The organism is Aromatoleum diolicum (assembly GCF_012910955.1).
GTDB classification, from domain to species: Bacteria; Pseudomonadota; Gammaproteobacteria; order Burkholderiales; family Rhodocyclaceae; genus Aromatoleum; species Aromatoleum diolicum.
The window spans coordinates 187,556-205,821 of record NZ_WTVQ01000002.1; the positions used below are offsets into that span (position 1 = coordinate 187,556).

Annotated in this window: 15 protein-coding genes; 8 read left to right on the plus strand and 7 right to left on the minus strand. The window is 65.8% G+C overall.

The features are described 5' to 3' along the window. Window positions 1-248 precede the first annotated feature (248 nt). The gene (gene adh, locus GPA25_RS02085) at window positions 249-1,769 is read right to left on the minus strand and encodes an aldehyde dehydrogenase (RefSeq protein WP_169258686.1); all 1,521 of its coding nucleotides are present in this window, start codon (window positions 1,767-1,769) and stop codon (window positions 249-251) included. Between the two features lie 348 nt (window positions 1,770-2,117). Here adh and GPA25_RS02090 point away from each other — a divergent pair, with 348 nt between their 5' ends. Continuing rightward, window positions 2,118-3,731 carry a sigma-54-dependent Fis family transcriptional regulator gene (locus GPA25_RS02090; RefSeq protein WP_169258687.1) on the plus strand — a complete coding sequence of 538 codons (1,614 nt, stop codon included), beginning with the start codon at window positions 2,118-2,120 and terminating at the stop codon, window positions 3,729-3,731. Window positions 3,732-3,973: 242 nt separating this feature from the next. Then, window positions 3,974-4,276, plus strand: a complete 303-nt coding sequence (locus tag GPA25_RS02095) for a hypothetical protein (RefSeq protein ID WP_169258688.1) — start codon at window positions 3,974-3,976, stop codon at window positions 4,274-4,276. Window positions 4,277-4,334: 58 nt separating this feature from the next. Here GPA25_RS02095 and GPA25_RS02100 read toward each other — a convergent pair whose 3' ends face one another. From GPA25_RS02100 to GPA25_RS02110, 3 genes are all read right to left on the minus strand, one after another. Further along, a complete protein-coding gene (locus GPA25_RS02100) occupies window positions 4,335-5,306 on the minus strand; it encodes a hypothetical protein (RefSeq protein ID WP_169258689.1) in 972 nt (323 codons plus the stop codon). Between the two features lie 53 nt (window positions 5,307-5,359). Further along, a complete protein-coding gene (locus tag GPA25_RS02105; protein WP_169258690.1) occupies window positions 5,360-6,214 on the minus strand; it encodes a cache domain-containing protein in 855 nt (284 codons plus the stop codon). A 147-nt stretch (window positions 6,215-6,361) separates the two neighbouring features. Then, complete coding sequence (locus GPA25_RS02110) at window positions 6,362-8,158, minus strand: methanol/ethanol family PQQ-dependent dehydrogenase (RefSeq protein ID WP_169258691.1); 1,797 nt, start codon at window positions 8,156-8,158, stop codon at window positions 6,362-6,364. A gap of 338 nt (window positions 8,159-8,496) precedes the next feature. Between GPA25_RS02110 and GPA25_RS02115 the strand changes: the two genes are divergently transcribed. The 4 genes from GPA25_RS02115 to GPA25_RS02130 are packed head-to-tail and all read left to right on the plus strand — an operon-like array spanning window position 8,497 to window position 12,352. Further along, on the plus strand, window positions 8,497-9,330 hold the full coding sequence (locus GPA25_RS02115; protein ID WP_169258692.1) for a quinoprotein dehydrogenase-associated SoxYZ-like carrier: 834 nt from the start codon (window positions 8,497-8,499) through the stop codon (window positions 9,328-9,330). Beyond that, complete coding sequence (locus GPA25_RS02120; protein WP_246265216.1) at window positions 9,327-10,355, plus strand: quinoprotein relay system zinc metallohydrolase 1; 1,029 nt, start codon at window positions 9,327-9,329, stop codon at window positions 10,353-10,355. Before GPA25_RS02115 ends, GPA25_RS02120 begins: the two co-directional genes overlap by 4 nt. After that, window positions 10,345-11,721, plus strand: coding sequence for a sensor histidine kinase (locus GPA25_RS02125; protein WP_169258693.1), 1,377 nt, complete (start codon window positions 10,345-10,347; stop codon window positions 11,719-11,721). Before GPA25_RS02120 ends, GPA25_RS02125 begins: the two co-directional genes overlap by 11 nt. Then, window positions 11,705-12,352: a response regulator gene (locus GPA25_RS02130; RefSeq protein WP_169258694.1), complete on the plus strand. Its 648-nt coding sequence runs from the start codon at window positions 11,705-11,707 to the stop codon at window positions 12,350-12,352. Before GPA25_RS02125 ends, GPA25_RS02130 begins: the two co-directional genes overlap by 17 nt. A gap of 129 nt (window positions 12,353-12,481) precedes the next feature. Here GPA25_RS02130 and GPA25_RS02135 read toward each other — a convergent pair whose 3' ends face one another. The 3 genes from GPA25_RS02135 to GPA25_RS02145 all read right to left on the minus strand — a co-directional run bounded on the left by GPA25_RS02135 (window position 12,482) and on the right by GPA25_RS02145 (window position 15,176). After that, window positions 12,482-13,234, minus strand: coding sequence for an SDR family NAD(P)-dependent oxidoreductase (locus GPA25_RS02135; RefSeq protein WP_169258695.1), 753 nt, complete (start codon window positions 13,232-13,234; stop codon window positions 12,482-12,484). A gap of 82 nt (window positions 13,235-13,316) precedes the next feature. Next, window positions 13,317-13,469, minus strand: a complete 153-nt coding sequence (locus GPA25_RS02140; RefSeq protein WP_169258696.1) for a hypothetical protein — start codon at window positions 13,467-13,469, stop codon at window positions 13,317-13,319. Between the two features lie 525 nt (window positions 13,470-13,994). After that, complete coding sequence (locus GPA25_RS02145; protein WP_169258697.1) at window positions 13,995-15,176, minus strand: methyltransferase; 1,182 nt, start codon at window positions 15,174-15,176, stop codon at window positions 13,995-13,997. 402 nt (window positions 15,177-15,578) lie between these two features. Between GPA25_RS02145 and GPA25_RS02150 the strand changes: the two genes are divergently transcribed. Together GPA25_RS02150 and GPA25_RS02155 are read left to right on the plus strand one after the other, a co-directional pair. After that, the gene (locus GPA25_RS02150) at window positions 15,579-17,729 is read left to right on the plus strand and encodes an AAA family ATPase (RefSeq protein WP_169258698.1); all 2,151 of its coding nucleotides are present in this window, start codon (window positions 15,579-15,581) and stop codon (window positions 17,727-17,729) included. Between the two features lie 39 nt (window positions 17,730-17,768). Continuing rightward, a complete protein-coding gene (locus GPA25_RS02155) occupies window positions 17,769-18,251 on the plus strand; it encodes a glutathione peroxidase (protein ID WP_169258699.1) in 483 nt (160 codons plus the stop codon). Window positions 18,252-18,266 lie beyond the last annotated feature (15 nt).

Here is an 18,266-nt window from a genome sequence, read left to right on the forward strand (position 1 = left end):
TGCGCTGCGCTTGCGCGTTCGGCCTGCTCATCGTCGCTGCCGTGAAGCCCACGCTGCCGGCGTGATCGCGACTGGTTCCGGAAAAAAAACGGGCGGCTGGAGCCGCCCGTGAACTCTTCCGCTCGTGGAGGGAGGAGAGAGGGAGAGAAGAACACTTCACAACGCAGGGCCCCGGACGCCCGCAGCGCGCGCGCCCGGGAACACCGCCGCGCTCAGAAGAAGCCGAGCGCGAGGACCTGGTAACGCGCTCAGAAAAAGCCGAGCGCGTTGGGGCTGTAGCTCACCAGCAGGTTCTTGGTCTGCTGGTAATGGTCGAGCATCATCTTGTGCGTCTCGCGGCCGATGCCGGATTCCTTGTAGCCGCCGAAGGTGGCATGGGCCGGGTAGGCGTGGTAGCAGTTGGTCCACACGCGGCCGGCCTTGATGGCGCGGCCCATGCGGTAGGCCGTGCTGCCGTCGCGCGACCACACGCCGGCACCGAGGCCGTACGGGGTGTCGTTGGCAATCTCCAGCGCTTCCGCTTCGTCCTTGAAGGTCGTCACGGCCAGCACCGGCCCGAAGATCTCTTCCTGGAAGATGCGCATCTTGTTGTGGCCCTTGAACAGGGTCGGCTGAATGTAATAGCCCTCGGCCAGTTCGCCGCCCAGACGGGCGCGGTCGCCGCCGATCAGCAGTTCGGCGCCTTCCTGCCGGCCCACGTCGAGGTAGGACAGAATCTTGTTCATCTGATCGGTCGAGGCCTGCGCGCCCATCATGGATGCGGTGTCGAGCGGGCTACCCTGCTTGATCGCCTTGACGCGAGCCAGCACGCGGTCCATGAACTTGTCGTAGATCGACTCCTGGATCAGCGCACGCGACGGGCAGGTGCACACTTCGCCCTGGTTGAAGGCGAACAGCACCATGCCTTCGACCGCCTTGTCGAAGAGGGCGTCGTCGGCAGCCGCGATGTCCTCGAAGAAGATGTTGGGCGACTTGCCGCCGAGCTCCAGCGTCGCCGGAATGAGGTTCGTGGCGGCGGCCTGGGCGATGACGCGACCGGTGGCGGTGGAACCGGTGAAGGCGATCTTGGCGATGCGCTTGCTGGTCGCCAGCGGCATGCCGGCTTCGCGACCGAAACCATTGACGACGTTGAGCACGCCCGGGGGCAGCAGGTCGGCGATCAGTTCGACCAACACCAGGATGCTGACCGGGGTCGATTCGGCGGGCTTCAGCACCACGCAGTTGCCGGCGCCGATGGCCGGGGCGAGCTTCCATGCCGCCATCAGGATCGGGAAGTTCCACGGAATGATCTGGCCGACGACGCCGAGCGGCTCGTGGAAGTGGTACGCGACGGTGTGTTCGTCGATCTCGCTGATGCCGCCTTCCTGAGCACGCAGGCAGCCGGCGAAGTAGCGGAAATGGTCGATCGTCAGCGGGATGTCGGCGTTCAGGGTTTCGCGGATCGCCTTGCCGTTGTCGACGGTCTCGGCGTAGGCCAGCATTTCGAGGTTGGCTTCCAGCCGGTCGGCGATCTTCAGCAGGAGGTTGGCGCGATCGGCAGCCGAGGTGCGGCCCCACTTGTCGGCTGCGGCGTGGGCAGCGTCGAGGGCGAGATTGATGTCTTCCTCGGTCGAGCGGGCGACCTGGCAGAACGGCCTGCCGGAGATCGGCGTGATGTTCTCGAAGTACTGGCCACGAACCGGCGCCACCCACTTGCCGCCGATGAAGTTGTCGTAGCGTGTCTTGAACTGCACCTTGGCGCCAGTCTTGCCGGGCATCTCGTAGATCATGAACTCGTCTCCAGAAGTTGATTGATACGCTGTTGCGTCGCAATCTCTTTCGCAGGTGGCGTGCCAGCCTGCCGCCGGCGCCGGCATTTCGACGTTTTTCCTTTGCGCAGCAATTACTTGAAAGGCTTATCCATGCATGATCTGTGGTTATCGAGATGAGCACCTGCGCCGCCGCGGGCTGTTCAACAAAGACACAAGTGTTCCGATGCGACGCACCATGAACTCCCCGGTGCGCACGGCCAGATGCGCGCATGCTTGCGCTTGAAGGCCGTTTCGCCAGCGGCACCGCCACCGGCAGCCCGCCGCCTTCAAACAAACGGAATGATTTGTGCTTCATGGATCGCCATAATGCAATCCCATCAGCCCCCCTCCCTGCCGGATACGCTTGCCGCCTCGTGGGAGCGTAGCCACCGGCACGGGCTCCGGCCGGACGAACGGCTCAACGACACCGCACTCGCGCGTACCGACCTGACCGAGCGGCTGGAGGCCAATAACCGGCTGCTGGCCTTCTCGCGGCCGATGATCGAAGGCCTGTACCGCCAAATCGGCAGCCCTTCGTCGACGGTGCTGCTGGCCGACCGCCAGGGCATGATCCTGAGCGCGCTGGGCCACACGGATTTTCTCGACCGCGCCAGCGCCGTGGCGCTACGCCCCGGGGTCGACTGGACCGAGGCCAGCATGGGCACCAACGCCATCGGCACGGCGCTGCAGACCGGCACAGTCGTGGCGGTGCAGGGCGACCAGCATTACCTCGAGCGCAACCGCATTCTCGCCTGCGTGGCGACACCGATCCTCGCGCCCACCGGCGGCATGCTCGGGATTCTCGATGTCTCGTCCGACGCCCGCGAGAACCTGGCCCACGCCGGCGCCCTGCTGCGCACAACCGCCGAGCTGATCGAGCACCGCCTGCTCGAAACGCTCGACGAAGGATTCGTGCGCCTGCATTTCCACACCCGCCACGATGCCCTCGCGGACCCGCTGCATGCGCTGGCGGTCTTCGATGAAGGCGGCCGCCTGGTGGCGAGCAACCGCCAGGCGCGCGCGCTGCTGAAACTGCCCGGCAGCTATCCGGCCACCACCTACGAGGCGTGCTTCGGCACTCCGTGGGCGGCGGTGGTCAACTGGGCCGCGCAGGACCACAACACCCCGTTTCCGCTGCATGGTATCGGCGGCCAAAGCTTCATCGCCCGCGCCAGCCTGCGCACGCGGCGTCGACGCGACCCCGGCGTGCGGACCGCGAGCGGGAGCACACGACGCGAGGATTCGCGCCTCGCGGCAATGGTCCTGGGCGACCCGCATATCGCGCGCATCATCGACACGCTGCACGACTGCGCGACAAGCAACACCCCACTGCTGTTCGAGGGCGAAATGGGTACCGGCAAGGCCTATCTGATGCGCGCCTTTCACGCCGACCATCGCGCATCGGCCGACGCTCCGCTGATCGGCCTGGACTGCAGCACGCTGGCCGCCGGCGCGGCCGGCGAGGAGGAACTGGACAACGCCTGGCTGCAGGCGGCCAACGGCACCCTGTTCCTGGTCGAAATCGACGCCCTGCCGACCGCCCTGCAGGCCCGGCTGTTCGACGCCAACGACGGCACGCGCGCGCGCGTCGTCGGCACCGCACGCCAGCCGCTGGTGGAACTGCGCCGCGAGGGACGCCTCGACCTGCGCAATTTCGACGCCAGCGGCGGTCACGTATTGAGCCTGCCGCCCCTGCGCGAACGCACGGATTTCGACGCGCTGGTGCGCCAGTTCGTGCGCGAAGCGTCTCCCGATCGCCCGATCTACGTCTGTCCCGACGCGCTCGCGCTGCTGCGCCGTCACCGCTGGCCCGGCAACCTGCGCGAACTGCGCAACCAGCTGCGACTGATTCTCGCGCTGATCGGCGACGAGGCCGGTCAGCTGTGCCCCGAAGACATCCCCGTCGAACTGTTCGACGACGGTGGCGACTTGCACCGCTGATGGGGATCATCCCCCGCTACACCGGGCGTGCAAGTTCAGCGTACCGAGGAAGTCATCGCCGTGGCGCTCAAGATCGAGGCCTGTATGCCCCGCTGAGACATCCGTAAGCGGCACCGCCGGCGGGTGCCTGCGCCAGCCTGATGCGTTGTATCTGCACTGCCGACGCCTATACTGGAACGGTAGATGCTCGGCGCAGAACGAGCAGTGCATCCTAAGGGACCAATTCGTTCAGGAGACAAGACATGAACTCCAGATCGGCTTTGCTGGCATTGATCGCGGCACTGACGCTGGTCGTACCGGCCAGCGTCGCGGCCCCGACGGTGAAGGGCGATTCCTTTGACGAGCAGGCCCAGGCCGTGAAAGAAGGGCTGCAGATCAAGCAGGACGCAGGGGTGTTCGGACGTCCCGGCGACGTTCCGGGTGAAGAAGGTCCGCGCGCAAGCGCAGTAGGCGACCGCGACCTCAACCGCTATGTTCAGCGCCTGGCGCTTGAAATCCGCATGCGCAACGCCATTGCCGACCGCGACCCGGAAGGTTTCCGCTAGCAACACGCCGCCGCATCACCTCATCGTGCAGGGCACGCCGGATTCGCGACGCGCAAACTCAATCGTGCAGCGGGCCCGCGTTGCCTGCCTGACCTCCTGATGAATCGCGGGACGGTGGCGGCGTGATCGCTGCGGCCGATTGCGCCCGCGCGGAAACCGTCACGTCGCCGAGGCCCAGTTCGCCTGCCAGTTCGTCGATGAATTGCTGGTGGTCGCGCGGCGCGTTGCCGCGCCAATTGCGCAGATACTGAGGCAGATCGGCAACGCTATCGTCGGGATGCAGATTCAGGTGATGGAGCGCCGCCCATTGTTCCGGCGCCCGTTCGAACAAGGGCAGCAGGAGGTTCGCGACGACCTCGTTGTCGCTGCGGCGGTAGGGATTGCTTCCCAGCGTTTCAAGCCTTGCGTGCAACCAACGGCCCGGCGAAACACCCTCGGGCAAGTGGCGGTGCGCTTCGCCGACCAGGCGATCGGCGTAGGCGCGCAGCGCGGGCGCGTAGTCCTGCCAGGTCGGATACGGTGCCTCGGTTTGCCAGCGCGCGGCCATGCGCCTCAGCGCGAAGAGGCCCGCCGTCTCGCACACCGCTTCCTCGAACCACTGGTTGCGTTTGTGCGCAGTGTTCGCGGCGCGAACTTCGAAGTTCGACATGATGTGGCACAGCTCGTGACCGAACTGGTAGACGTACTGCGCCCAGCGCCGGTCGCGTGCGGACAAGTGCACCTGATATTCGCCCGCGGCCCCCCTCTCGTAGAGGGTGACCGGACTGCCGGCAGCGTAGCTCACCACGATCGGCGCGGCGAACATGGGGGCCGGGCCAGTGACCAGTTCGTTCGCCACGGCCTGCAGCACGGTTTCGATCTCGTCCCGCTCGGCGCTCCCCCAACCCTCACCTGCGACACGGATCGTCACCCCGACAACCGTGTCCGGATCTTCCGCAGCGCGGGCAGACGGCGCCCAGGGCAACGAACCGAGCACGATCAGCAGCGCACACGCAAGGATCCGCCGAACGTCCGATCGCCTCCCAGTCACCCTGCTGTCCCTCCTGCGTTGCCAACCCGACCAAGCGGTCCGGCGATACCCACCTACTCGATATAGTGTCCCACGCCGATCAGCGAGCCGCCCTCGCGCCGCACATAGGAGCGTTTTTTCTCGACACGGTTGGTGACCGGATTGCGCCACACGTAATCGACCGTGGCCTCGTCCGCGGTCTTCAGCTTCTCGATCATCTCGGCGACGATCGCATGCCCCGCGGCATCGACGAGACCGCGTGCGTCGGTGTCCGCCAGCGCGGGGTTCATGCCCATCGCCTCGAAGCGGCCGCTGTCGAGATTGACCATGAACACGTACAGATCATCCTTGATGAAGGCGCCACGGCGGTCGTTGAATGCCGTCGCCGCCTTCGCCGGCCCGTCCGCCCGGGCCAGCGCGACCGCGCGGCCGAGCATGGCGCGCGCGTCGTCCGCGCTCGCGCGCGGCGCCGAATAACCGACACCGACGACGTAGGTGCCGACCTTGCGCACATAGCTGACCTTGGGCTCGACCTTGTTGGTCATACGGTTGAGCCACATGTAGCGCACCGTGCCTTCCTGCGTCGCGCGCGTGGTGTCGATCATCTCGCGGAACAGCGGATTGCCGGCGGCGTCCGTCGTGTTGAGCACCGTCAGGCCGACCAGCGCCTCGGGGGCCGCACCGCTGGCGTGATAGACACCCTTGTCGTCGATTACGAAGACATACAGATCCTTGCGCACGAACTGCCCGTTGCGGTCGTTGAACGCCGCAAAGGCGCGCTCCGGACCGTTGGCTTCCATGAACTTCACGGCCTGCTCGAACAGCGTACGGGCCTCCCGCGGGGTGCCGCGGTCCACCGCGGTGGCGGTATGGGCAGCCAGGCTCAGCAGCACGGTCGCGAGAAGCGGTTTCAGGATGGATTGTTTCACTTGCAGATCCTCTCATGCAGGATTCGGGATGGTCTGCTGAACCCGTTCCGGCCGGACAGGCACCCCGCGCACGGGCTCAGCAGACCACCCCGGCGAACCGGGATGGACAGGGAAAAACCGGGGCGGCATGTGCCGCCCCGCATGCGATTACGGCTTGTGCAGCTTGAACACCCACACGGAACCGCCCTGCTCCAGGAAGTTCACGCGCTTGGCGACATCGCCGCCCCACAGCGGCACCGCACCGCCCCAGCCCGAAACGACCGCGACATACTGCTCGCCGCCGTCGTCCCAAGTGATCGGCGGGGCGATGATCCCGGAGCCGGTCTGGAACTTCCACACCTCCGCACCGGTGGTCGCGTTGATCGCCTTCAGGTAGCCCTCCGGCGTGCCATAGAACACCAGATCGCCGCCGGTGGTCAGCACCCCGCCCCATAGCGGCGCGTTGTTCTTGACCTCCCACACGATCTTGCCGCTGACCGGATCGACCGCGCGCAGCGCGCCGATGTAGTCCTCGTGCAGCGGCTTGATCGTGAAGCCGGCGCCCAGATAGGCCGCGCCACGCTTGTACGACACCGGCTCGTTCCAGATGTCCATCGCCCACTCGTTGGACGGCACGTAGAAGTAGCCGGTCTTCGGGCTGTACGCCATCGGCATCTGGTTCTTGCCACCGAGGAAGGACGGCGCGTTCAGCACCACCTCGCCCTTCTTGCCGTCGCCACCGCCTTCGGTGAAGGGGTTGCCGGGACGCTTCTTGTCGTCGTAGATCGGCCGGCCGGTGTTCAGGTCGATGCCCTTGGCCCAGTCGATCTGCTTGACGAACGGGAAGGCGTTGAGCAGCTTGCCGTTGGTGCGGTCATTGACGAAGAAGAAGCCATTGCGGTCAGCCTTGCCACCGGCCTTGACCATCTTGCCGCTCTTCGGATCCTTGTACTCGAAGGACACGAACTCGTTGACACCGTCATAGTCCCAGCCATCGTGCGGCGTGGTCTGGTAGTGCCAGACGATCTTGCCGGTGTCGGGATCGATCGCCACTGTCGAGGACGAATACAGGTTGTCGCCCGGGCGCAGCCAGCTGTTCCACGGCGCCGGGTTGCCGGTGCCGATGAAGATCAGGTTGACCTCGGGATCGTAGTAGGCCGACAACCAGGGTGCGGCGCCGCCCGTCTTCCACAGGTCGCCCGGCCAGGTCGCGTTGGTCGTGCCCGAGATGCCGTTCTCGACCTGCTTGCCTTCCTTGTCGTACTTGAAGCCCATGTGGCCTTCGACCACCGGCCGCGTCCACACCAGCTTGCCGGTCTTCGCGTCGCGCGCGTCGACCCGGCCGACGATACCGAACTCGCCGCCAGAGTTGCCGGTGATGACCATGCCCTTGACGATCTGCGGCGCTGCGGTGAAGGAATAGCCCGCCTTGTAGTCCTCGATCTTTTCCTTCCACACCACCTTGCCGGTGTCCTTGTCGAGCGCGACGAGCTGCGCGTCGAGCGTGCCGAAGATCACCAGGTTGCCGTAGATCGCGGCGCCACGGTTGACGACGTCACAGCACGGCATGATGCCGTCGGGCAGGCGGTGCTCGTATTTCCACAGCTTTTCGCCGGTCTTCACGTCGAGCGCGAAGATGCGACTGTAGGAGGCGGTAACGAACATCTTGCCGTCATGCACCAGCGGCTGCGACTGCTGGCCGCGCTGTTTTTCGCCGCCGAACGAGAACGACCACACCGGCACGAGGTTCTTGACCGTCGACGGGGTAATCTGCGCCAGGGGGCTGAAACGCTGCCCCTTGGTTCCCAGGCCATAGGTCACCACCTGGTTGGTGTTCTTCGTCCCGTCATTGAGGATGTCCGCATCGGTAACGTCCTTGGCCTGAACACTTCCCAGGCTCGCAAGGGTCAGCGCCAGAATGGTGATGGCGCCGGGTACGCTTACGCTTTTCCGGATCTGCTCCATTTGATTCCTCCTTTCGTTTCTCGTCGTTTTTTCGGAAACCGCCTCCCCGCACAGGGCGACCGGGTTCGGTACCCAAGATCGCAAACTGCGTGCCACCGCTGCAACATCCGGAAACGTAACGTCGATGCGCCCGAAATACGCGAAAAACACAGTGAAATGGCACCCCGCGCTTGCCCGGCCGGCATTTGACCTGTCCTGATTGACAGCAGGTGTTCCGTTTTGGAGCATCCCGCAATTGCTCACCTGCCTGCCCGCCGTACATAAGGTATGGCACACGCCTTGCTGAAAGCGAAGACAAATATCGAGGGCGGCATCGACCGCCCCGTGGAGGAGATTCGATGCGCTGTGCAATCCTGCTCGCGTTGGCGACGCTGTGGCTCGGCCTGACACCGGGCGCCAGCGCCGCGTTACCTGTGACGGCCATGCCGGCCGGCGCGCAATCCGTGGCGCCCGCCGCGGCAGGCGGCGCGGTCACGGACCCGCTCGACTCCGCCCGCTGGGGCGACATGCAGAAGACCTTCTTCGCCGGGCGCACGGTCGTGTTCGACCCCCGCGTAAAGATCAGCGCCCCGGCCATCGCCGAGGATTCGCTCAACGTTCCGGTCAGCGTCGACGCGAGCGCGCTCACCGGCGTCGAGGAAGTGCTGGTGTTCGCAGACTTCAACCCCATTCTCGCCGTGCTGCGCTTCCATCCAGGCCGGGCCAGGGCGAGTCTGGGCTTCCGTCTCAAGCTGCAGCAGTCGTCCCCGGTGCGTGCGGCGGCACGCACCACCGACGGCACCTGGCACGTCGGCGGGGTGTGGATCACCGCCACCGGCGGCGGCTGCACCGCCCCATCCACCGGCTCCGGCTCGCCGGTTTGGCAGGAGCGCCTCAACGAAGTCAGCGGCAAGATCTTTCCGCGCATCGACGGCGGCGAACGCCTGCGCATGCGCATCATTCATCCGATGGACACCGGTCTCGCGCCCGGCATCCCGGTGTTCCACATCGAGGAACTGACGCTCTCCGACGAGTCCGGCGCCGAACTGATGCGTATCCAGGCCTTCGAGCCGGTCTCCGAAAATCCGCTGTTCACGATCGACATGCCTCCGGATGCGACGGGCGGCACGCGCATCCACGCCCGCGGCCGCGACAATAACGGCAACCGCATCGATGCATGGGTGACGCAATGACGGCACAAGGGATCATGTCGCGCCTCGCCGACGCACTGCGCGCAGTGCCGCGGACCATCACCCTGTCCCTTGCCCTGCCCCTCGCCCTGACTCTCACCCTCGCGCCACTGCCGGGCGCCGCCCGCGCCCAGGCGCCCGCAACGTCCAAGCGATTCGACTATCACCTGGAACCACACCGGATCGCCGCTGGCGTGTACGTCCTCATCGGCCGCAACGAGGATTTTTCCGTGGCGAACGGCGGCAATATCCTCAATACCGGTTTCATTGTCGGTAGCGGCGGCGTCATCGTCATCGACACCGGGCCGTCGCGCCGCTACGGCGAACAGATGCTCGCCGCGATCCGGCGCGTCACCGCGCTACCCGTCGTGCTGACGATCAATACGCACCACCACCCGGATCACTTCCTCGGCAACCAGGCCTTCCCCGCCGCCACGCTCGCCGCGCTGCCGGAAACGCGGCGCGGCATCGAACAGGACGGCGAATCCTTCAACGAAAACCTTTACCGCATGACTGGCGACTGGATGGACGGCACCGAGCGCGTCGCGCCGACGCAGCCTCTCGCACCGGGCCGGCGCACGATCGGTGGGCGCGACATCGAATTCCTCGCGCTTGACGGCCATACGCCGGCCGACCTCGTCGTCATCGATCACGCGAGCGGCACCGTCTTCGCCAGCGACATGCTGTTCCACAACCGCGCCGCGACGACCCCGCATGCCAAGCTCGCGCCCTGGCTGGCCGCGCTGACGCGCCTCGAAGCGCTTCCGGCGCGGCAGTGGGTGCCCGGTCACGGCGCGGTCGCGAGCGACACCGCGCCGATCCGCCAGACCCGCGCCTACCTCGAATGGCTCGCCGCGACGATCCGCGAAGGCGCCGAGGCGGGCCTCGACATGACGGAGATGCTCGCCCGCCCGATCCCCGCGCAGTTCAAGGAACTGGCCGAAGTCGAACGCGAATACCGCCGCTCGGTCGTGCATCTGTTCCCGGCCGCCGAGCAGGCCGTGCTGGAGAAAGGCCATGCGCGCTAAGTCAGCGAGCCTCGGTACGCGTGTCGGCCTCGTGCTCACCGCCACGCTCGCGCTGATCCTGCTCGCCGGTGCCGGCTGGTGGGTGCGGGAGACGCGCAAGTCCATCCACGAGGAGGTACAGGCCGCGAGCCACGTCGCGCAGCAGTGGATCGCCGTGCTGGTGTCCGAAACACTGCGCGACAGCGCCGACGGCCCGGCGCGGCTGATGGCGCACCTGCGCGCGGTCGGCCGGCTACGTGCCAACCAGCTCGAAGTGCTCGCGGCCGACGGCGCCCGCCTCTACGTCTCGCCCGAATCCACCTACAAGGCCGGTCGCTTCGCGCCGGACTGGTTCGCCGGCAGGCTCACGCCCCCCCTGCCGGTGCGCCACTTCGATGCCGGCGACCGCCAGATTGTCCTGCGCCCCGACGCCTCGCGCGCGGTCCTCGACGCCTGGGACGACCTCGCCACCGGCCTCGGCTCGGCCCTCGCGCTGCTGCTGATCGTCGCCATCGCCGCCCGCCTTGCGCTCAACCGCGCGCTCGCGCCGCTTGCGCAGATCGACGCGGCCCTCGCCCGCGGTGCCGACGGCCGCTTCGACATCCGCCTGCCCGGCTACCGCGTCGCCGAACTCGACCGCGTCGCCGCGAGCTACAACCGCCTCGCCGACACCCTCGACGACACCCGCGCGCACAACCTGCGTCTCGAAGAAGACCAGGCTTTCGCGCGCGCCGTACATATCCGCCTCGAAGACGAACGTCGCGTGATCGCGCGCGAACTGCACGACGAACTCGGCCAGGCGATCACCGCGGTGCGTGCGATTTCCGGCGCGATCCTGCAACGCTGCGAAGATCAGCCGCAGATCCACGGCAGCGCCCAGGCGATCCTCGCGATGACCGGCCAGATGCAGGACGGCGTGCGCGCGATCCTGCAGCGCCTGCGCCCGGCCAGCGCCGACACCGGCGGTCAACTCGACCAGGCCGTCGCCGACTACTGCCGATTGTGGTCCCGCCACCATCCGGACATCCATGTCGACTGCCGCACTGCACTGCAACATGCCCCCACCGGCGAGGCGCTCGGCCTCACGGTACTGCGCCTGCTGCAGGAAAGCCTCACCAATGTCGCCCGCCATTCCGGCGCATCACACGTCGATGTGCGTCTCGAATTCGAGTCCGACGCGGTCGCGCTCGAAGTCTGCGACAACGGCCGCGGCCTCGCGCCGGAGCCCGGCCCGGGGCGCTATGGCCTCACCGGCATGCGCGAACGCGTCGCCGAACTGCACGGCGAACTGCATCTCGAAACGCCCCCTGGCGGCGGCCTGCGCGTCAGCGCCCGCCTGCCGCAGCTTCTGTCCCGCGAGGAATGTCCCCATGGCCAACACTCTTGAAAACCTCCGCCTCGTCCTCGCCGACGACCACGCCGTCGTCCGGATGGGCTTCCGCATGCTGCTCGAAGGGGCCGGCGCAAGCATCGTTGCCGAAGCCGACTGCGGCGAGGCCGCGCTCGCAGCCTTCGCCGAGCACAAGCCGGACGCACTGGTGATGGACGTCACGATGCCCGGCATCGGCGGTCTGGGCGCCCTCGAACGCCTGCGCGCGCGTCACCCCGACGCACGCGTGCTGATGCTCTCCGCCCACGAGGACGGCCAGATCCCGCTGCGCGCGCTGCGTGCCGGCGCCACCGGCTACTTGTCCAAGCGCGCCCAGCCGCAGGAACTCGTGCGCGCCGTCGCACAGGTCGCGCGCGGCCAGCGCTATGTCGACCCGGAACTCGCCCCACAACTCGCGCTCGCCCAGTTCGGCGGCAGCAACGACCCCGCCGACGCCCTCACCGACAAGGAATTCGCCGTCTTCCTGCAACTCGCGAAGGGCCGCTCGGTGAGCCAGGTCGCGGACACGCACAAGCTCAGCGCGAGCACTGTCGGCACCCACCTGTATCACATCAAGCAGAAACTCAACGCCGCGAACGCCGCGGAACTCGCGCTGATCGCCGTGCGCTCCGGTCTGATCGAAGCCTAGCGTCGTTATCCGATAGCCAAGCCAGGCGGCTGCCGGCCGGTCCGACCGCCGCGACCGCAATCGCAGAACAACACGCCGTCAGCGGTACGATCCGCGCGCATCCCGTGTTGGCGCCAGCCACATCGCGTCCTAGCCGATCGTGTAACCACCGTCGACGACGATATCCTGTCCGTAGATGTTTCTCGCCCCGTCCGACGCCAGGAATACCGAGGTCTCGGCGATATCTCCGGGCTTGCCGAATTCACCCGTCATCAGACGCGAATTGATCGACTGTACGACGGCGCCGAGCACCTCCGGGGGCAGGCCGACCGTGCCCCACAGCGGTGTGGCGATGGGTCCGGGGGCAATCGAATTGACGCGAATCCCCCTCGGAGCGAGTTCTGCTGCAAGCGTCTGGGCAAGCGATTTCAGTGCCGCCTTGCTTGCGCTGTAGATCGCGAGACCGGGGAATCCGACCTGCGTGAGAAAGGTCGTGATGAACTGCACCGACCCGCCGCGCCGGACATGCGGCAGAAACAGGCGGACGGTTTCGGCCGCGGCAAAGAAATTGACCGAGAACTGCGTCTCGAACGCCTCACGCGTACTCTCCTCGAACGAGACCACGCGCGCGATGCCCGCATTCGGTACGACGATATCGACACCGCCGAACGCCTTGACCGTTTCGTCGACGAGCCGCGCGAGATCGTCGCCGCGGGTGACGTCGCCACTGACACCGATCACCCTGCCCGGACTGGCTGCAGCCAGTTCATTCAATGCTTCCACATTGCGTCCGAATGCCACGACCTTTGCACCTTCGGCGACGTAGCGCTCGACGATCGCATGGCCGATGCCGCTGCTTGCCCCCGTCACGACCGCAATCCTGTCTTCCAGACGTCCATTCATCTTCGCATCCTCACCGGCAACTCGTGTAATTCCACGGTTCGGCCAGCATCGCCGGCAGCGCCGCGAAGCTCATTGATATCCATCAATCGGCCGATCTGCTGCCCTCTCCCCAGGGTTGTCGACCATCCGGTCGCTCATCGGTTTCGAGAACAGCAGGCTTCAGCTTATCTCCAGTCGCGGCGGTCGCGATCTCCGTCGCCGCGGCGGTCATCATCGCGATCTCTGCGGCGGTCATGATCCCGATCTCCGCGCCGACCATCACCGCGGCCTTTGAACTTGATCTCCTTGGGGTAGTGACTCCGGGGAAGATCCGTCCAAGGACCGGATCTGGAACCGGAATAACGCCAGTGGTTATTGTCGTAATAATAGTAATAGCCGCTTTGATAGTAATAAGGCTCTACGTCCAGCTCCACGACCAGCGGCAGTGCCGGTGCCATAACCATTCCCGGGCCGCGGCCCGCGGGTGCCACGACGCACGCGCTGAGGAGAAGCGCCGCAAGTGGCGCCACAATTAGCATTCTTAGCATCTCAATTCTCCTGATTGGGCGGCGCATCGGATCAATGATCACTAGCCCTGCGCCTGCCGGCGCCAGCAATCTGCGAACTACACCGATATCAATACAAGTGAATATTAGATACCCGCTCGCGAACAGTCAGTGCGATAGCGCACATAATGGTTTGTTCCGGTCAATGGGTTCGATTGAATCGGGCATGCCGTGCGGAAGCCCCGTGGAAGGCCCGTGGGCAACGCCACAGGACGCTAAACGCTACGACGTTGTGCCAGCACCATCAGGTTGCGCGGCGTGAGCGAGCGGGCACAGAAGGTGCCGACCCGCACCTCGAAATCCGCCTCTTCCAGCCCCAGCGCAAGATCCATGACGAGCCACATCTCCAGCGCGCGGCGAAATGCATGGCGAACGAGCTCGAAGCGCCGCACCTCGGCGCGACGGCGTTCCCCCTCGGCGAGCCAGTGCCCCCAATCGACCACCGCCGGGAAGCACACCCCTTCGCGCTGCGCCAGTGCCTGGCAGTACGCGGCAAAGTCTCCCGATAGCCAGCGCGACGGCACGGGCCGGAAAGTCCGGATCGCATCGCCCTCGAGCGCATTGCGCAAGGCGATGAAGCCCAGCTTCCAGGCCTGATCCCGCGCGAGACGCTGCCGGACATGGCGCGGCGCAGTGACGGTCTCGGTCACCGCCAGACGCAAGGAGCCGGCATCGAGCGGCAGGGAGGCGTCGCGGCTCAGCGGGCGATAGCGCTCGCCCGCGCCGAGGTGATAGCAGCACGGCGCGATGCGGTAACTGTGCCCACCGTCATGGGCTGCGCCGCGGACGAGTGCCCGGTGCAATTCGCCACACGCATGCAGCGCCACGACGGCGCGGCCACGCACGTGGGCGAGCGAGGCACCATCCAGGGCGTCGGCACACAACACCGTCTGCTCGACGCCGGAACGCACCGCGAGCCGCTCGGCCGCCTCGCACAGCGCAGGGTTGATCTCCAGCAAGCTGACCGGCACATGCTCGACGAGCGCCAGCCGGCGCCCGAGATGTCCCTTGCCGGCGCACCACTCCAGCAGCGGCCCCGCCGCGACCGGACCATGCGCCGCGAAGGCGTCGATCTGCTCGCGCTTGCGCCCGGGAATCGACCAGTTCAAATGCGCATCGCAAGGCGGCAGCGCACGGGGGACCAAACGTGGAACATCGCACAAGCGCTCCAGCGTGTCGGCGACCGGTAGCCAGCGCACGAGCCATGCGCGGCATGCGTCCGGCTCGTCGATGAATCGCTCGAGCGCGAACTCGTCGAGCCCAAGCACCGCTTCGGCGAGCGCCGGCCAGTGATCGCACCAGTCCGGGCGGCGCTCGCGAAACGGCGACGGCCGCCAAAGCGCCTGATGCGCGTCCAGCACCGATTGCAGTTCGAGAAATCGCTCGCGATGGGTCATTGGTCAGACGTGGGAGGACGAAAGGGTTGGATAACGGAGCGCTCACGGCCGCTACGCCGCACTCCGCCGTGCCGCAGAAAATACGCGAAAAACGTCGACCAGTGCCGAAAGCCGACCTCGACATTGATATTGGCTCGACAAATGCACCGGCAACCCGGAGAGCCTCGGCGTCGGCCTCGCGGTCGGCCTAATCGCTGCCCTGCCGTTCAAAATTTCACATGGAGTTCGCGTCCTGCTCGGTATTCTGAACCCCGGTCAACGTGGAGGGTCACACTTGGCCCGGACAGGTGGCTAATCAGCGCCCATCCGCGGCTTGTTATATGAGAGGCTTTAACCCGGCGTGATTGCGAATCATGTGTTCCGGCTCCGGAACATAACGCAGCGCCCCCACGAAGGACTGCCATGTCCGACTTGTCGAAACCCCGCGACACGCCGCCGGCCGCAACCGGTCTGTGGCTCACCGTCAAGAAGGCCGCCAGCCGGCTGCAGGACTGGTTCGTGATCCAGTCGACGGCCGTCAAGCTGACGGTGCTGGCCCTGGCCATCCTGATCCCTGCCACCGGCATCTATTCGTTCACGCTCTTGCAGAAGCGTGCTGCCATGGCCGAGCAGGTCGAGAGCATGGTCGTTGCCGGCAAGGCCGGCGAGGGACTGTGGACTTTCAACGACAAGCTGCCCGTGGTCTTCGGCAGCGGCTCGGTGCTGGGTTTCCTTGAAGCGAACCCGGTCGAGCGCATTGTCGTGATCTACGAGCCGCTGATGTGGAACGTGTCGGAGCGCATCATCCTGATCGAATCGCAAGGCAAGCAGCACGCGTATTACCCAAGCGACATGGAAACCAGGATCTTCACCGACAAGGCCGTTACCGCGCCCTGGGGCGCCAGGCTTGCCTTCATTCCGCGCGGCGAGCTCAGCCCCAGCGGCCTCGAATTGTTCGAGCGCCTGGATCAGCGCTTTGCCAGCGGCCGCCCGCAGTCCGCGAACGACGGCTGGAAGGCCGGTGCCAGCGGCGCGTTGTCTGCCGCGCTGATGCTCGGCCTGCTGGCTTTCCTGTACCTCCAGCTCAAGGGCCAGTTCAAGTCGCTCAAGTTTATCGAGCCGGCGCAGGTGCGTGGCTCAATCGACGACCTGGTCGGCATGGATGACATCAAGGCCGAGGTGGCACAGATCAAGGACCAGTATCAACGCCGCGCGGAGTATGCCGAGTACGGCATCTCGAAGCCCTTCAACGTGATGTTCAGCGGCCCGGCGGGTACCGGCAAGACCAAGCTGGCCAGCTACCTGGCAAAGGAGTTGGGCCTCCCCATCCTGTTTCACTCCGCGGCCAACCTGGAAACGGGCTTCGTCGCCGGCGGCTCGAATACACTCAGCCGCATCATGGCCATGGCCAAGCGGCGCAAGCGCTGCATCGTCTTCCTGGACGAGGCGCAGGACCTCTTCATGAAGCGCGGCGGGCGCCGCAAGTTCGACGACGACACCGCGAACACGCTGCTGTCCGTGCTCGATGGCGTGCGCAGCAAGAACGACGCCGAGATCATCTGGATCGTGGCCAGCAACTTCAACAGCGAAACCATGCAGATGGACGAAGCGATGCTGCGCCGCTTCCAGATGAAGGTGGACTTTCGTCTGCCCAATCAAGAGGAGCGGTTGGCGATCTTTGGCCACTATCTCAGCCAGCGCGCCGACAAGGTGCTGCCCGACATGGATCTGCGCCATCTGGTGGCGGTGACGGAGGGCCGCAGCCCGGCCGACCTGGAGACCATCGTCAACCAGGCGGGCATCACGGCCGTGCAGGCGGGCGAGATGATCGGCGCCGATACCCTGATGCAGGCCGCCGAGCGCGTGCTGGTGGGCAACGTCAACGCCAACACTACCGACGAACGCGAGCGCGACCGGCGCATCATTGCGGTGCACGAATGGGGCCACTTCCTGATGGACCTCGATCACGAACGCAAGCGGACCAACGACGACTGGGAGGAGATCCTGGCCGACATGAAGACGATCAAAATTTCGCTCAAGGCCAACCCGCGCAACAACGCATTGGGCTTCGTCTTCCACAAGCAGGGCGCCAACCTGCTCAAGACCAAGGGTGACATCGAACACGACGTGCGCGTACTGCTTGGCGGCATGGCCAACGAGGAACTGTTTTTTGGCGAGGATGGCACGACCAACGGGGCGCACAACGACATCACCCGCGTGACGAAGCTGCTGCACCACGCCGTGGGAGAGATGGGCATGTACCGCAAGACGCGCCTGAACTTCGGCGCACTCGCCAATGACGGCCAACGCAGCAGCACCCTGGACGAGGAAACGCGCAGCATCATGGAAGCACAGAGCGAGCGCCTGTACGGCGAAACCAAAGCCGTGCTCGCCCGGCACAAGCGGCTGACCGAGCATCTGGCCGGCAAGCTACTGGAAGCCGGCGAGATGAGCCTGGGTGAGGCACTGTTCGAAATCCGCAGCTTCGAGGCGGCCCGGGTACCGCCTCAAGCGCAAGAAAGTTTGTCCCACGCGGAGTCGGGCACGGGCGGCCACGAGCACCCGATGATTTAGCGACTGACCGCACACTTCCCAACGCAGAGAGGGCACCCCATGGCCGCAAATCTCTATGACATCGAAATCGAACGTCTTGAAGGTGGCAGCACCACGCTTGGCGAATACGCCGACAAGGTGCTGCTGATCGTCAATACCGCCAGCGAGTGCGGCTTCACGCCGCAGTACGCCGGTCTCGAAGATCTATACGAAAAGCACCGCGCACGCGGCCTGGTCGTGCTGGGATTCCCGTGCAATCAGTTTCGCGAGCAGGAACCGGGCAATGCCGCCGAAATTGCCGCCTTCTGCTCGAAGAATTACGGCGTCAGCTTCCCGATGTTCGCCAAGATCGACGTCAACGGCGACACCGCCCATCCCCTTTACGTCTGGCTGAAACAGCACGCGAAAGGCGTGCTCGGCACCGAGGCGATCAAGTGGAACTTCACCAAGTTCCTGGTCGATCGCAGTGGCACGCACGTTGAACGCTACGCCCCCATGACGACGCCCGAAGCCATCGCCGGCGACATCGAAGCCCTGCTGTGATGCCGCCTTGGGCGT